The organism is Tsukamurella hominis, from assembly GCF_965137015.1.
Taxonomy (GTDB): Bacteria; Actinomycetota; Actinomycetes; order Mycobacteriales; family Mycobacteriaceae; genus Tsukamurella; species Tsukamurella hominis.
The window spans coordinates 31,225-45,932 of sequence record NZ_CBCRZG010000028.1 but is presented as its reverse complement, the minus strand read 5'-3'; the positions used below and the strand labels follow the sequence as shown (position 1 = coordinate 45,932).

The 14,708-nt window shown below is 69.2% G+C and carries 11 protein-coding genes; 5 read left to right on the top strand and 6 right to left on the bottom strand.

The features are described 5' to 3' along the window. Positions 1–147 precede the first annotated feature (147 nt). The 3 genes from mycP to ACM9LD_RS22820 are packed head-to-tail and all read left to right on the top strand — an operon-like array spanning position 148 to position 4,809. On the top strand, positions 148–1,374 hold the full coding sequence (gene mycP / locus ACM9LD_RS22830; RefSeq protein ID WP_415678809.1) for a type VII secretion-associated serine protease mycosin: 1,227 nt from the start codon (positions 148–150) through the stop codon (positions 1,372–1,374). Further along, positions 1,371–2,966 carry a type VII secretion protein EccE gene (gene eccE / locus ACM9LD_RS22825; protein ID WP_415678808.1) on the top strand — a complete coding sequence of 532 codons (1,596 nt, stop codon included), beginning with the start codon at positions 1,371–1,373 and terminating at the stop codon, positions 2,964–2,966. Before mycP ends, eccE begins: the two co-directional genes overlap by 4 nt. 16 nt (positions 2,967–2,982) lie before the next feature. Further along, on the top strand, positions 2,983–4,809 hold the full coding sequence (locus ACM9LD_RS22820; protein WP_415678807.1) for an AAA family ATPase: 1,827 nt from the start codon (positions 2,983–2,985) through the stop codon (positions 4,807–4,809). 90 nt (positions 4,810–4,899) lie between these two features. Here the strand turns inward: ACM9LD_RS22820 and ACM9LD_RS22815 are convergent, their stop codons facing one another. Further along, entirely contained in the window at positions 4,900–5,148 is a 249-nt protein-coding gene (locus ACM9LD_RS22815) for a hypothetical protein (protein WP_415678806.1), read from the bottom strand. A gap of 163 nt (positions 5,149–5,311) precedes the next feature. Between ACM9LD_RS22815 and ACM9LD_RS22810 the strand changes: the two genes are divergently transcribed. After that, positions 5,312–6,010, top strand: a complete 699-nt coding sequence (locus ACM9LD_RS22810) for a helix-turn-helix transcriptional regulator (protein ID WP_415678805.1) — start codon at positions 5,312–5,314, stop codon at positions 6,008–6,010. A gap of 31 nt (positions 6,011–6,041) precedes the next feature. Here the strand turns inward: ACM9LD_RS22810 and ACM9LD_RS22805 are convergent, their stop codons facing one another. The 4 genes from ACM9LD_RS22805 to ACM9LD_RS22790 form a co-directional block, all read right to left on the bottom strand. After that, on the bottom strand, positions 6,042–7,604 hold the full coding sequence (locus tag ACM9LD_RS22805; protein WP_415678804.1) for a hypothetical protein: 1,563 nt from the start codon (positions 7,602–7,604) through the stop codon (positions 6,042–6,044). A 106-nt stretch (positions 7,605–7,710) separates the two neighbouring features. Then, positions 7,711–8,382, bottom strand: coding sequence for a hypothetical protein (locus ACM9LD_RS22800; RefSeq protein WP_415678803.1), 672 nt, complete (start codon positions 8,380–8,382; stop codon positions 7,711–7,713). Beyond that, complete coding sequence (locus ACM9LD_RS22795; protein WP_415678802.1) at positions 8,379–8,555, bottom strand: hypothetical protein; 177 nt, start codon at positions 8,553–8,555, stop codon at positions 8,379–8,381. The genes ACM9LD_RS22800 and ACM9LD_RS22795 overlap by 4 nt, the downstream gene beginning before the upstream one ends. Continuing rightward, complete coding sequence (locus ACM9LD_RS22790) at positions 8,552–9,964, bottom strand: type IV secretory system conjugative DNA transfer family protein (protein WP_415678801.1); 1,413 nt, start codon at positions 9,962–9,964, stop codon at positions 8,552–8,554. Before ACM9LD_RS22790 ends, ACM9LD_RS22795 begins: the two co-directional genes overlap by 4 nt. 538 nt (positions 9,965–10,502) lie before the next feature. Between ACM9LD_RS22790 and ACM9LD_RS22785 the strand changes: the two genes are divergently transcribed. Beyond that, a complete protein-coding gene (locus ACM9LD_RS22785; RefSeq protein ID WP_415678800.1) occupies positions 10,503–11,780 on the top strand; it encodes a hypothetical protein in 1,278 nt (425 codons plus the stop codon). Here the strand turns inward: ACM9LD_RS22785 and mobF are convergent. Beyond that, entirely contained in the window at positions 11,770–14,622 is a 2,853-nt protein-coding gene (gene mobF, locus ACM9LD_RS22780) for a MobF family relaxase (protein WP_415678799.1), read from the bottom strand. The two genes, ACM9LD_RS22785 and mobF, sit on opposite strands and share 11 nt — an antisense overlap. Between the last annotated feature and the right edge of the window lie 86 nt (positions 14,623–14,708).

Here is a 14,708-nt window from a genome sequence, read left to right as displayed (position 1 = left end):
CAACCACACTGCGCACCCGCGGCCGCCCATCCACACCCCGGACTCTAGCGGCTCAGGGCCCCACTCAGGTGGGGCCGAATGAAACCGCCCTACCGGGGCCAGATCAACTTGACATAGCCAGACGGTGATCCGTCGCCGGCGATGGAGATGCGTCAGGACAGTGGGTGCGGGATCGGCCGGTGGGAGGGTGACGACCCGAAGGCGGTCCCGGAGTCGACGCGGTTCTTCAACCCGTCGGAGCTGTGGAAGAAGACCCGTGGGGCGGGCGTGACCGTCGCGGTGATCGACACCGGCGTGACCCCGAATCCGCGGCTGACGCCCCGTCCGGGCGGGGACTACATCGTCGCATCGGGCAACGGCCTCGACGACTGCGACCCCCACGGCACCGTCGTGGCGTCGCTGATCGCTGGCAAGCCGAGTAGCACGGACTCGTTCAGCGGGCTCGCGCCGGAGGCGCAGCTGATCTCGATCCGGCAGTCCTCGCGAGCGTGGTCGGGACGGGTCGGCCTCGACGGGGACCAGACCAAACGCACGGCCGGCGACCTCGAGTCGTTGGCGCGGGCGATCGTCCACGCGGTGAGCATGGGGGCGAAGGTGATCAACCTGTCGGTGACCTCGTGCTTCGACGCGCGGAAGCTGGTCCCGCAGGACGCCCTCGGCGGCGCACTGGATTTCGCGGCGAAGCGCGACGTGGTGGTGGTCGCGGCCGCGGGCAACACGACGGACTCGAACTGCGGACAGAACCCGAATCCTGAGGTGACGGACAAGACGGGCGGGTGGAACAACGTCAAGACGGTCTCGGCACCGTCGTGGTTCCACGAGCTGGTGATCTCGGTCGGTGCGACGGACTCGCGCGGCGCCGGCCTCTACGGCGACCGCAAGGAGGACTATTCGCTGCATGGCCCGTGGGTGACCGTCGCGGCGCCCGGCGGTCCCGTGATCGGCTTCGGCCGCGAGGGCAAGCTGATCAACCGGGTGATGGACGACGTGACGCCGAAGCCGATCGCGGGGACGAGCTTCTCGGCCGCGTACGTCTCTGGTCTGGTCGCGCTGATCCGCTCGGCGGAGCCGAAACTCACAGCGGCGCAGGTCCGCGAACGGCTCACCTCCACTGCGCACCATCCGGCGGGCGGCCGGGACACCGTCGTCGGTTACGGGGTGGTCGACGCGGCCGCCGCGCTCAACGGCGCGCCCGTCGCGGCCTCGGTGGCCCCACCGACGGCCACCCGTGAGGTCCTCGAGGTCGCTCCGCCACCACCGCCGGCGGATCACCGGGCGCTGAACGTCGGCTGGATCGTGATCGGCGTCGGAGCAGTTCTGATCGTGGCGGTACAGCTGCTGGTGAGCCGGCGGCGGAAGGGGAGTAAGTCGTGAAGCAGTTCGGCCTCGATGCGAATCTGAAAGCGCTGGTGATCGCGGAGGCGATCGGCGCCGGCTTGATGCTGGCGCTGCGCGTCCCGCCGTGGTGGGTGTGGGTTGTGGTGGGTGTCGTGCTGCTGCTCATCGCGACGGTCACCTACCGCGGGCTGACCGCGGCGGGGTGGGTGCGCAAGTCGCTGCGGGCCCGTCGGGTCGCGCGGCAGCCGCGCGCGGACTTGCCTGCCGCGATCGCGATCGAGCCGGAGGGCTCGTGGGCGGATGAGGTCGGCGTCCGCTACCACGGGGACGAGATCATCACCGCGGTCGCGCTGCTGGGTAAGCCGCACACGATGACGGCCCTGACCGGCGAGACCGCCAGCTACGAGGACGTGATCCCGATCGCGGTCGCCCGCCGGATGATGGAGCAGTACGGCGGGCTGTGCCTGAACACCGTCGACATCGTCTCCGCGGGTAGGCGGCACGGCGCGACACCGTCGGCCTACACCGACGTCTACGAGGCGCTGCTGGCGTCGCGACCGGCGGCCGCGGTGCGAGCGTCATGGCTGATTCTGCGGCTCGATCCCAAGCAGTGTCTGGCGGCGGTCGAGTACCGCGGCGACGCCGCGGCCGCGGCGGTGGCGGCGACGCAGCGGATCGCGCACGAGATCACCCTGCAGACCGGGCAGCGGGTGCGCCCGCTCAACGCGGCACGCTTGGACGCGGCCACGCGGACGCTGCTGGGCGGCACGACGCTGGACCAGATCACCGTCGGGTGGCGCGACATCCGCGGCCCGCGGGACTTCATCCAGGTGTGGGCGGTGCCGGCGGCGAACATCACCTCGGACTTCCTGGGCCGCATGTGGTCGCCGCGGACCAACTTGACCGTGACGACGATCCGGCTGAGCAGGAAGTTCAGTGGTGCGGTTGACGCCTCGGCGGTGGTGCGGATGCACACCGCGTCGCCGATGGCGGAGGCTCCCGCGCTCGAGCTGGAGTCGCTGCCCGCGCGTCAGCTCGACGCGCTGATGTACGGGGTGCCGGCGGGTACCGCGCAGACGGACCCGACCTTCGCCGAGCGCGTGCCGGCAGAACAGCTCGACGAGCTGCGACTGCCGGTCGGCTCCGACGGACAGCTGATGGGCACCACGTCGCGCGGCTTCCCCGCGCTGATGCCGCTGAGCGACCCGGCCGAACCCACCCGCATCGTCGTCCGCGCAGACCTGCCGCTGATCCAGCAACGCGTACTGCGTGCGGTCTCGGGCGGCGCGCGGACGGTCGTGTACACGGATCGCCCGCAGGTGTGGGCGCGCCTGGCCTCGAGCGAACTGATGATCGCGGCACCGGGTGGCGGCGAGACGATGCACAGCCCGGCGATGGTGGTCGCGGATCTCGGTGTGAGCGTGACCCGCTCGGCGGCCGTAGTGATGACGGTGGTCGAGTACTCGGCACCGGATCCGGGCCCCTGGGACGTCTCGATCCGCCAGACGGCGGCCGACAAGATGGAGGTGGCGGTCGGGGACCGGGCGCCGTTCACGCTGACGGTCGGCGCGGCGCGGTCCGAGCAGCAGTTCTTGACGATCCCGCTGGCTCAGCCGCAGCCGCAGTAGAAGAATCGAGCGAGCAGTGAGTGCAGCAATGGAGGCGTTGACCGCGGGGGTCTCGGCGCTCGGTGTCCCGATCGACGGGCGGCGCAGCCGCCCTGACCCGGTGACGGCCCGCGCGGTGCTCCGCAAGGCGGTCGCCGCGGATCCTCGGCTCGCGGATGGGTGGCTGGCGCTCATCGCTGCGGGAGATCGCGGCGTCGACGTCCTTGCCGGTCTGCACGCGGCGAAGGACCGGGTCGGCGAGGGCTTCGAGCGGATCCGGGTGCAGGCGACGGCGCTGGACACGTCGACCGCGGTGGCCGACATCATGATCGACAACCTCTTCCATCCGGGCGCGATCACCGCGGCGTACGCGGTGCGCCTGGTGGAGGAGGGGCGCTTCGACGAGGCCGATCGCGCCCTGGCCGGCGAGCCGGCCGACGACTACACCGTCTACGCCCGCGTGGTCCTGGCGATGCGCACGGAGCGCTGGACCGACGTGTTGGCGGCCACGGACAGGTCGGCGCTGGTGTCGTCGGCGGACCCGTACGTCGGGAAGCTCCTGACCGAGCTTCGCCTGCACGCGCAGGCCCGGGTGGGCTTGTTCTCCGAGCTGCTCGACAGCGAGGTCGGCCGGCGCCGCCCGGCGCCGGATCTGTCGGAGGCGGTGCGCGCGACCGGGTTGTACTACCGGGCGATGGCCGCGCGCGCGACCGGCGACGGCGCGCTGGCCGAGTCGCTGTTGCGGGAGGCGCTGGCGGTGCTGCCCGGGTTCTCCGGTGCGCAGGAGGCGCTCGATGATCCGTCGCTCGGGCTAGTTGTGGTCAACCCTGCCCGGATCTCGGAGCGCGCGGACCGGTGGGACCCGGCGACGCAGCCGACCGAGGAGGAGCGGATCGCGGTCAAGGCCGCGGCCGGCGCCGCGGACAGCCTGGCGAAGGCGCAGGCCGAGCTCGACGCGATGGTCGGCCTCGAGGACGTCAAGCAGCAGGTCGAGGATCTGTCGGATCGGGCGATGGTGCTCGCGTACCGGCGCGACGAGCTCGAGGAGGAGCTGGACGATCCGGAGGACTCGCAGCACGTGCTTCTCGTCGGCCCGCCCGGGACGGGCAAGACCGAGGTCGGCCGACTGCTGTCGGGGTTCTTCTACGGGCACGGCCTGCTGCCGACCGACAAGTTCATCGAGACCTCGCGGGCGAAGCTGATCGGCAACGTGCTCGGCGATACGGAGAAGGCCACGCAGGCGGTCCTCGAGGAGGCCGACGGCGGCACGATCTTCTTCGACGAGTTCCACGACCTCTATGAGCAGGGCTATCACAAGGGCGACGCGTTCGGGAACGCGATCGTCAACACCCTGCTGCCGGTGATGGAGAACGCCAGGGCCAACCTGATCGTGATCGCGGCCGGCTACAACGGCGCCATCGAGGAGGTCCTGGACGTCAACGAGGGCCTCCGTGGACGGTTCGCGCAGCGGGTGACATTCCGCAGCTACAACAGCGTGGAGCTGTCGGGGATCGCGGACCTGATGTGCGAGCGCCGGTCGACGTCGATCGACCCGGACGCGCACGAGACGATGCGCCGCTACTACGAGGCGCTCGGCAAGTTCGAGGCCCTGAACAAGCGGGGCGTGCAGGCCACCGGCACCGACCTGGTGGGCAACGCCCGGTTCGTCCGGCAGTGGACGCGGCAGGGGAACAAGTTGCTACAGCGGCAGACCGCGCAGATGTTGAAGGCCGGGAGCCGGCCGAGTCGCGAGGAGGTCCGTACTCTGACGCCGTCGATCGTGGAGGAGGCGCTTCGGTCGACGATCCTCGACACGGTGCGCCCGGAGCACGCAGAGGGGATCCTCAACCTGGCCGGAGGCTGATCGCGGTGTCGCGATCACATAAACGCCCGCCTGCTCCGAATCGAGCAGGCGGGCTTGGCTATTCGTGAGCAATCGGCGGTATCTCGCAGGCTAGGCAGCCGGCGGCGCGATTCCCTTCGGCCACGGGGCGGAGGCGAGCTTGAAGGCCGCCCACGCCGCGAGGATCCGAACCACGAACACGGTGAGTGCCACCACGAGGGCGGCGTTAGCACCGACCCAGACCAAGGCGACCGAAGCCACCAGCACCATGCCGAGGACGACGAGGCCGTCACTCCAGCAGAGCCATCGGGGGACCGACAGCCGGTTCTTCACCGCCATCACCTGCTCCCTTCTCTTCACCAGCTCCTCGTGAGCTGATACCTCAAATATGAGGCCCCGGCCTCCGTGGCGTCAACCCCGCATCAGAGGACAAACTGGTGTCATCTGTTTCAAGATATCTCCCGGTAGAACACCTGATAAAAACTAGACGTGCGTCCAGTCAAGGCGGGGTTAGGATGTCAACATGGCGAAGCGGCCACTCAGGCCTCCACGGCTCCCTCGCACCTCGGACGCGGACGCCCGGCGCGAGTTCTTCCTGCGCGCACAGAAGCTGGTCTTGGATGCTGGCGATCCCGCGGTAGCGGCGCTGGCCGCGGACGTAGGCCTGTCGCACCAGACCGTCTATCAGGCCCTGACAGGGCCTCGCATGCCGAGCAAGCGGGTCGTCGACCTGTTGAAGGGGCGACTGAGCGACGATGCCGGCGATCTCCAGGGTTTGTGGACGCGCGGCGTCGCTGAGGAACGATCCGCACCGCAGAAGGTCATGCCGGCACCGAGTGTGCCGGTCGAGCGATTCCCGCCGGGAAAGCTCGAATTCGTCTCGGACAAGCACAAGTTCGTCGGCGGTCATGCCAAGTCTCGCCTCGCAGATCGCGAACGGGAGGCGATCATCCGCCGGGCCCGGTCGGCGAAGAGCGATGTGCAGAATCCCGCTGCGCTGAGCGATCGCGAGCGGGAGGCGATCGCCACCTGGATCGTGTCGAGCTCGAAGGAGGAAGCGGCCCGACAACTCTCGATCTCGACGTCGACGATGGCGACGTACGTGGCCCGCGTCCGCGCGAAGTACCAGGCGGCGGGGCGTCCTGCAGGAACGAAGTCTGCGCTTCTGCTCCGCTTGCTCGAGGACGGGATGGTCGACGTGGTGGAGGACGGGAAGCCCTGATCTACAAGCACTCCCGGCCGGACGGATCTTCCTAGCGGCAGTCCGCCTGGCGCAGCAGGATCGGGGTGTCGTCGACCTCGGCGAAGATCTCGTCGGCGGCGCGGTTCGCGGGCGCGGTGATCTTCCGCGCCGCAAGTGTGTCCGCCGCGGCGTCGTCGGAGAGGAGCTTGAGTATCTTCACCAGGCGCCGCGGGCCGTCGCCCACGTAGCCGATGCAGAATTCGTCGGTTTCCGCGGCGGGGATCGGCCACTCGACGCCGGCTGCGTCGGTGTAGAAGGCGATCGCGGAGCGGGACCCAGCCGTGATCGCCGCGGTGGTGAGGGCGCCGCGTGCCGCGGGGGTGCGATCACCGACGGTGTGGGTGATCGTGCCGGTGGCGCGGTCCTCGACCACCCAGACGTCGGGGGCGAGCGGGTCGACGAGCTGGACCAGCTCGTCGCCGGAGAGCATCGCGGACCGGGCGACGGTGAACCCGAACTCGCCGGCGCGGGGGCCGGCGTCGACGAGGCGCCCGCGCCACCGCTCGGCGAGAGCGTTGCCGGCGAGCTCGTCGCCGCCGATGATGCGCACGTGCGCGGCTGCGCCGGGGGTGACACCGCTGGGCAGCAGAGCAAGCAGATCTTCCCCGTCGAGGTCGGTGACGACCTGGTGGAGCAACGCGGCGCTCATGTCGGCGGTCGGATGCTCCGGCACGCCGTCGGGGAGGGGCGGGAGGACCGCGGCGCTGGCGACGGAGCGCGACAAGCGGTCGACTGCGAGCGGAGTGTGCGTGAAGCGCCACCGGTCGAGGAGGTTCTGGAGCGCGTCAACGGCGTTGGGATGCGTGTCCGGGGCGTCGCGGAGGCGCTCGGCGGTGCGGACGGGGCCGCTGGTCCAGTCCACGGGCACGACCACAACGGGGTCGTCGCCGGGGCGCCACCGCCGCATCACCGCAGCCGACCGCAGCGGCTGCGGCCACCAGGGGAGTTGGACGCCGGGCAGAGCCTCGACGAGGTCCGTCCATCCGGCGGACCAGGCACCGGCCCCGTCAAGAACGGTGATGTACGGCGCGACGGAGCCATCACCGCTCGGGTAAAAGTCGTTGCCCGGCAGAATGATCGCGGCGTGATCGGCGCCCTGCTGGGCCAAGGCGTCGCGAACCTGCTCCAGCTCTGCGAGCGGCGGGATCATGCCCGATGGGTCGAGGCGGTAGGTCAGGGCGACATGCTCGCCGTCGTCGTGAGGGTCGATCAGGTACGCGATCCAGGTGATCGACCGCCCCTGAGGATCGATCGCACGGAGCGTGATCGAGGTGGTCAGGGTCGCGGCGCCGAATACGCGGCGCGGATGGAGCCGCGGCACGGGTCGGGGGCGGCGCCGCTGGTCCTTGGCGAGGGAGAGCTGGAAATCGTAGATCTCACTCGCCCGGTACCGCGCAGTTGGACCGCTGGCTGCGCCGGAGACGGGAGCCGGGAAGGTGTCGTAGCGCCGCCGCGCTGTGGCGACGGACGCGGCGGTGATGCCGAGCTGCTCGGCCGTGGCGTCAGCGGAAAGTTCCGCGTGCGTGGACCACCGACGAATCTCGTGGACCGGGGAAGCGGTGCGAAAGTTCATACGCCGAGATTACACCAATATTTGTTCTCGTGGCTCAAACTATCTAGGTCCAGCTAGATAAGCCCTGTTCAGAAACTCATGCCAAGTAGATAACTCCAGGTCACCGCTATCTGCGAAGCGGAGGGAGTCCGTATCCCTCGTCTGGGTCGTCGGTGGGGTACCAGGGGTGGTCATCGAGGTCGGCGGGGCTGCTGAGCATGGGCGGGGCCTCGTAGATCCGGCGCTCCTCGTCGGCGTATCCGACGGGGAAGAGGTCGGTGCTGCCGTCGACGGCGAGCCATCCTTCGAGGATCCCGTAGATGCCGGCGGCGAGGAAGACCGCGGGGAGCTGGGCGAGGAGCCATCCGCCGAGGATGACGGTGCCGAGGCCTCCGCTCGTCGGCATGGCGACGAGGACGGCGAGGCCGACGAGGACGTTGCACCACAGGAGCAGCGTGATGGGGTAGCTGGGGAGCTGGTCGGGGATGCGGCGTTCGATGGCCTTGTAGAGCAGGCGGCCGCCGGCCCACCCGATCGGGGCGCATACCGCGGCGACGGCGATGACGGCGGCTTCGACGCCGTCGACGACGGTGGCGTGCTTGCGGTAGGCGAAGGCCTGGGTGACGACCTCAGCACGGACGTTCGGCTCGACGCCGGCGTTGGCCCGTTGCGCCTGGCGGATGTTCTTCCACATGATCTCGGCGCGCCGCTTCTGGAAGGCGAACGGCCCGGCGTGGTTGGCGATCCAGTCGGCCCGGGTCGGTTCGTAGCGGCGCAGGGTGCGGGCGCGGCGGTTCACGGGGTGCCTCCGAAGTCGGTGCTGATGGTCAAGCCGGTTCCGCCGAGCGGATCGCTACTGGTGCCGGTTGGGGCGAAGCTGAACACGGCGCCGAAGTACAGCGTGAGGAACAGGCCGATGCCGAGGATGGTGCAGATGATCGCGGCGTAGAAGGCGATCTTGTTCCTGTTCATCGGATCACCGTCGCGTTTCCGGTGCCGGTGACGCGCGTGTGTTGGTAGCGCTCGAGCATCGGCCACAGCTTGCTCCAGTCGGGCAGGTAGGCGCGCACGCCGGGTGTTCCGCGGATGATCAAGCGGCAGTAGTCCTTGCTGGTGGGGAGCATCTCTTGCCATTCGATGAGGTTGCCGAACCGGGCTTCGTGCGAGCGTTCGCTGGAGTTCTGGGTGAAGGCCTCGGTGCGCCGCTCGGCGAGGCCGGCCCACATGGACGCTTGCTCGATGATGTCCTTCTCGGGTGCGCCGTAGAGGAGGCCGAACGCCGGGAAGATGTCGCGCAGCACTTCGGCCTGGGCGTGACCGAATTTCACGTCGAACTGGCTGGTCGCTTGGACCGCGGCGACGAGCGCGACGCCGAGTCCGCGGGCCTCGCCGACGTAGGTGGCGAGCTTCGGTAAGGGAGCGGTGTTGGGGAGCTCGTCGATCACCATCAGCAAGCGGTATTCGAGTTCGCCGGCGGATTCGAGTTCGCGCCAGGTCCGGATGATCGATTCGAGCAAGGCGACCGCGGCACCGGCGGCGCTGCCGTCGGGCGGGGCCAGCAGGTAGAGCGTGGTGTCCGGGTTGTTGAGGAACCGGATGTCGAAGGCGGGTGCGGCCTCGTTGCGGACTGCCTCGCGGACCCACGGGGTGAGCGCCTTCGTCAGCGCCAGGGCGACGGAGTCGCGTTGGCGCGCGTCCATCGTCAGGACGCGGCCGAGGCGCCGGCCGATGATCGTGCCGGAGAGCTGGTCGGCGACGCTTTCCCAGGAGGGGCCGGGGAGCGCGTTCGGACCGGCGTCCTCGGGCTCGTGGAGGTTCTCGGCGATCTCGAGGGCGAGCGGTATTCCGCCGCCGACGGAGGCGGGGGAGCAGTAGTAGAGGATCGCGGCGAGCGGACCTTCCGCGACGCTGTCCCAGAGTCCGCCGTCGGTGACCTGCTCGGTGCTGCCGCCGAAGCCGACGGCGGACATGGCGATGAGCGTCTCGGCGACGATCAGTGCGTCGTCGACGGTCTCGATGGAGATGGTGGGGTCGATGCGGCAGACCTTCAGGTCGGCCGGGTACGCCGATCCGCTGATCGGCCGCAGGTCGATGACACAAGCTTCCCCGTAGCGCTTCTGCGCGACGAGCTCCATGAGGTCGCGCTTGGAGGAGACGACGACGGCCGGTCCTTGCCAGACCGCCGCGGCGGGGGCGAGGACTCGGCGGGTCTTACCGACGCCGGTGGGGCCGCTGACGAGCAGGTGCGGGCCTGTGGATGCGAACCGGTAGCCGCGGTGGTCGTCCTGTCCTTCGCGATCGGCGGCCTGGACGAGGCCGCAGTAGGGGCTCTGCGGCGGCCTGGGCGCGGTTTCGGGGCGTTCCATCACGGCGGTGCTCATGGGCGCAGTCTCGCCCGAACGAGGTCTCCGCGCGATCAACTGAGCACCCGCTTGTCTGTCCGGACTCCTGGGCGGGAACGATGCACGCCGCTAGTAGTCGATCCCGCAGCAGCAGGGATATGTTCTGTGCCCCCGACCTGGCAACGGGTACTGCCGCCGGCACTTCGTGGACCCGTCGGGCGTGAGTATGTAGTACGTCACGAGCGTCTTGCACGTGATGACCCCGTAGGTGTAGCCCTGTCTGACTTCCGTCCACGAGCGGCACGGAGTATCGATCGCGCTCGCCGGCGCAGCTGTTGCCGCGGTGCCCGCCGAAAGCGCCAACGCAACAGCTAGTCCCCATCGAAGAACCCTCATGTCTTCGCCTTTCAGGATGAGAGCGGAGCGCGCTGGATTCGGCCCCGGCACGGGGACTCTCCAATAGTGATCGCTGCTCGTGCAACCAACTGCCGGCACGGTGCGCACGGCGCGACGGGGTCTCGCCGCCGCCGGTTGGTTGCGCGTTTCCGCTGCGGCCAGGCGGTAGTACCGTTAGCGGGTGACGGAGTATCGGATAGACGAAACCCAGCAACGGCTTCTCAACTGGTCAGAGGCCAAGGGCTTCGGCGAGCGCCTCGCAACGCAAGTCTTGTATGGCGACGGATACCAGTCTGTGGATCCGTCACATCCTAACGGTGGAAAAGACGGTGGGCGCGACGGGCACGTGATAGACCGCGATGGAAACGAAAGCATTATGGCGTGCTACTTTCCACGCGGGAAGCAAACTATAAATACCATTGTCTCTAAACTGAAAGAGGACGCGGAAAAGATTCCGAAGTGGGGCGTATCGCGAATGGCCTTCGTCACCGGCCAAGAAATCACGCTCAGTGAGCGCGATGCGTGCCACGCGGCCGCCAAGGAGTTCGGGCTGACCCTCGACCTGTTCCACATGGAGCGCGTCGCGGCCATCCTTGATCGGCCAGACATGCACTCGACACGCAAGCAGTTCTTGCATATCGACTACCAGCCGGAGCTCGAGGTCGACGTGCACATGGGCGTTGCTGGGTGGGCGGTGCTCGACGACGACAACAAGCTGCGCGAGGCTCTGCTGGACTACGCCGATCAGCAGCGGCGTGAGGCCGCCGACGCTCCGCAGTTGGACCCGCTGACGGCGGCACTCATGCGGGGCCCGTTTGGTCGCCCCGCGGAACCGCCGCCCCCGCCGACCGCCGCGGAGCTCGATCAGCAGCAGGCGGAGGAGCGCAAACAGGTGGAGCGCGACTGGCCGTCGGCGATCGGCTACATGGCCGCGCGGGGCCTCCCACTGCTGCAGGTGACGCTCACGAACCGGCAGCTCTCGTTCCTGGAGGACGTGGAGCTGGTCGCGACGATCGCCGGCGCTCGTGGTGTGCGCTTCACCGGCACGGACTTTGTGCTGGAGAAGATGCTCGACCCGGAGTGGCGGCGGCCCGCGGGTCCCGGGGGCGCCGTGGCCCTGGATTTCGACGACTTGGCGTACTTGCGGCCGGATGGAGCGGTGACGTGGCGTAACCGGGACGCGAGCGGGTCCTTGGAGGTCAGGGTGAAGCTGGACACTCTGCGGAGTACTCCCGCGTGGACGTCGGAGGATGAGACGGACCTGATCGTGTTGGCCCGAGATCCATCGGCGACGTCGTTGCCGGTGGAGTGGACGCTCACGGCCAAGCCCTATGGCACGCACAACGAGGGCTCGTTCGAGCTGCCGGTGGCGTCGATCGCGGCGGTCGAGTTGTTCCGCGCCGCGGAGGCCGCCGAACGTGTGGAGGATCCCGAGCCGCCTGCGCCGGCTACCGACTGAGGTCGTGCCCGCGGGCGGTATCGCGGGCGCGAGCGGCGGCGTGGGCCGCGGCGCGGTGGCGCGCGGCGCGCTGTTCGGTGAGGTACTCGTGGAGTCGTTGTGCGCGGAGCTCGTCGCGGGTGCGGTGGGCGGCGACGATGCGTGGAGCGATGCCGCTGCCGGTGAGGGGGGCGCCCGTGTCGGTGTGCTCGAGGATCGCGATCTCGGCGACGCGGTGCGCGGCTTGGTCGGCGGTGCTCCGGTCGGCGACGGACGCCATGAGGTGCCGCGCCTTGGCTGGTTGGAACCGGATCTCGGTGAAGCCCTTCTCGGGGCCGGTGCCGTGCTGGTGCTCGGCCTCGCCGTTGATCTTCTCGGTGAGATAGAGCTGGTTGGATTCCTTGCCGCGGGTGAGCCCTGGGTAGAGCAGCTCGCGTCGGCCGGACTCGCTGGACATGACGGTGTGGCAGGTGTCGGCAGTCGCGCCCTGCGCGGAGTGCACCGTGCCGGCGTAGCCGAGCACGACGTTGGTGCGCGCGTACTCGGCGGGGATCCACGCTTGCGCGGAGTCGGTGGTGCGCTGGACCCAGAGGTCTCCGTTGTCGCGGAGGCCGATGACGGTCCAGCGGTGGCCGTTGCGGACGCGGAGGCTGTCGTCGGGGATCCCGTTGTGGTGCGCGTCGGTGACCTCGACGTCGAGCGGGCTCAGGTTCTGCAGCGTCATGACGGTGTCGCCGAGGTACACGGTGTGCTCGCGCGCGACGGTCGTCGACGGGAGCGTGCGACGGTAGTCGTGGCCCGCGCGCTGTTGGCCGAGGGCGTGCTGGACTTGCGCGTTGAGCGCATCGGAGACCGCCCACGTGTCGCTGATGAGAAGCGCGTCCTTCCCGGCGTCGACGTCGCCGAGGAAGCCGCGGAGCGCGTCGTGCGCCATCGCGACGTCGTTGCCCGCGTGCACGCGCCCATGCTCGACATACCAGTCGACGGCGAGCGCGCGGCCTGCCTTCGATCCGTTGCGCAGTGCGAGGCCGGCTTCGCGCTCGTGTGGGTCCTTTTGGCGGAACACTTCGGTCAGTTCCTGGCTCCACGGGAGGTCGTTGTGGAGCATCGCGAACAGGCCGGCGCGGGCCTTGACCGGGTCGAGCTGGTGGGAGTCGCCGACGAAGACGAGCTTCGCGCCGGAGGTGTGCGCGGCGCGGAGCAGGTCAGTCAGTTTCCGGTTGCTGGTCATCGCGGCCTCGTCGACGACGATGACGGACTTGGTGGTCCAGTTGTGCTTGTTGTCGGCGATCTTGGATAGCTCGCTGTCGACCGTGGCGGTGCGCGGCGCGACGTCCTCGGATGCGCCGGCGTCGGCCGCGCGGCCTGTCGGCGCGAGCAGAACCATGTCGCGGCCGTTCTCCTCGCACGCCGCGCGCAGGCCGCGCAGCGAGGTGGTCTTTCCCGCGCCGGCGGGGGCCTCGATCAAGTTGAGTCCACGGTCGCTAGTGACGACTGCGCGGATCGTCTCGGCTTGCTGTTCGGACATCTTCTCGGCGAGCACCTGGTGGGTGTTCGCGCCGACGGCCATCCGCAGGCGGGGATCCTGGCGTCCGGCCATTTCGAGCGCGGCGGCCTCCTCGACGACGACCTCCTCGCTGGTGAATCGGATGCTGCCTTCGCGGTGGTGCGCGGCGCGATCGACGCTGCTCTGCCAGCACTGCGCGACCGCTTCGTCGGTGAGTGCTTCGATCTGCCGGAGGACCTCGCGGGGATCGTCGTTGCTCGGCGGCCACAGCGTGCCGACGGCCTCGACGAGGTCCGCACGCGTCCACGTCGAGCGTCCCTGTCGGACGAACTCGAGGACCTCGTCCACGGTCGGTGGTTGCATGTTGTGCGGGGCGATCGCGTTGCCGCGTTCGACGACGTTGATGCCGTGCTCCGCCAGCTCGGACTCCCATGCGTCTCGGAGCTCGTCGAGCGTCTGATCCTCGCCCTTGACGACCTTCGTAGCCCGCTGCCCTGCGGCGGTCGCCGCGGCGCCGACGCGGCCGTCGACGTTCTCGCGAACCCATTCGTCGAGTTGGGTCTTGCGCTTGGAGAACAGCTTGATCGCCTGGGGGTTGACGCCGACGATCTCGGCGACGCCGCTGTCGCGGTTCACCTCTCCCCAGAGCACGCCGAGGCGCTGCGAGAGGCCGTCGCGGAGTGCCGTCTGGTAGACCATGCCGGCGGCGCGGGCCTCGTGGTAGAGCGACTTACTGTCGAGCGAGGCCAGCTTGCCGTCGGCGCGGGCCTGGCGGTTGGGGAGGATCATGTGCGAGTGCAGGTGAGGGTCGCCGGCGCGACTCGTTTCGTGGTTGTACTCGATGAGTGCGAGCCCGGGAAGCTTCTCGAGGTCTTTGTTCCCCGTGACCGGGTTGTGCCGCCGCGTGTAGCCCGCGTGCTGGTTCAGATACTCGAGCGCGACCTTCACCGCGTCGCGGTGCGCCCGGGTGAACTGGCCGAGCATCTGAGGGTCAGCCATGCCTCGCATCACGGAGACGCTCTTGGGAGCGGCGAAGGTCAGGTCGAAGCCGTGCACGCCGTCGCGTGAGCGGCCAAGTGCATCGACGGTCGGCGCAGCGAAGGCGCGACCCATCGCACCTGAGGGCGCCTGCGCCTCGGACCACCACGCATGAATCTGCTTCTCCGAGATCACATGTCCCGATGGCAGGCCGACCAGCTCAGCGACGGCCTCCTGGTCGCCGGCAAGCACCATGCGGGGCGCGCGGCGATTGCCCTCGCTGTAGTACTCCGTCAGGCCGCCCTCAGGACCGGATCGGTCCGCGGTCTTCTCGTAGTAGTTGATGCCCCAGGAGCCCAGGCGCGCGATCGTCAGCATCGGCCCTGACCTCCCTTCTGTCGGCCGGACGACCGTCCGGGGGACCCGGCCCGACCAGGGCCGAGCGGAGCGCAGCGACGCAGCTG

What these genes read in the sequence shown, in the direction of transcription:
- mobF (WP_415678799.1), bottom strand. Translation starts at nt 14,622, where the DNA reads ATGCTGACGATCGCGCGCCTGGGCTCCTGGGGCATCAACTACTACGAG.
- ACM9LD_RS22805 (WP_415678804.1), bottom strand. Translation starts at nt 7,604, where the DNA reads ATGAACTTTCGCACCGCTTCCCCGGTCCACGAGATTCGTCGGTGGTCC.
- ACM9LD_RS22790 (WP_415678801.1), bottom strand. Translation starts at nt 9,964, where the DNA reads ATGAGCACCGCCGTGATGGAACGCCCCGAAACCGCGCCCAGGCCGCCG.
- mycP (WP_415678809.1), top strand. Translation starts at nt 148, where the DNA reads ATGCGTCAGGACAGTGGGTGCGGGATCGGCCGGTGGGAGGGTGACGAC.
- ACM9LD_RS22810 (WP_415678805.1), top strand. Translation starts at nt 5,312, where the DNA reads ATGGCGAAGCGGCCACTCAGGCCTCCACGGCTCCCTCGCACCTCGGAC.
- ACM9LD_RS22795 (WP_415678802.1), bottom strand. Translation starts at nt 8,555, where the DNA reads ATGAACAGGAACAAGATCGCCTTCTACGCCGCGATCATCTGCACCATC.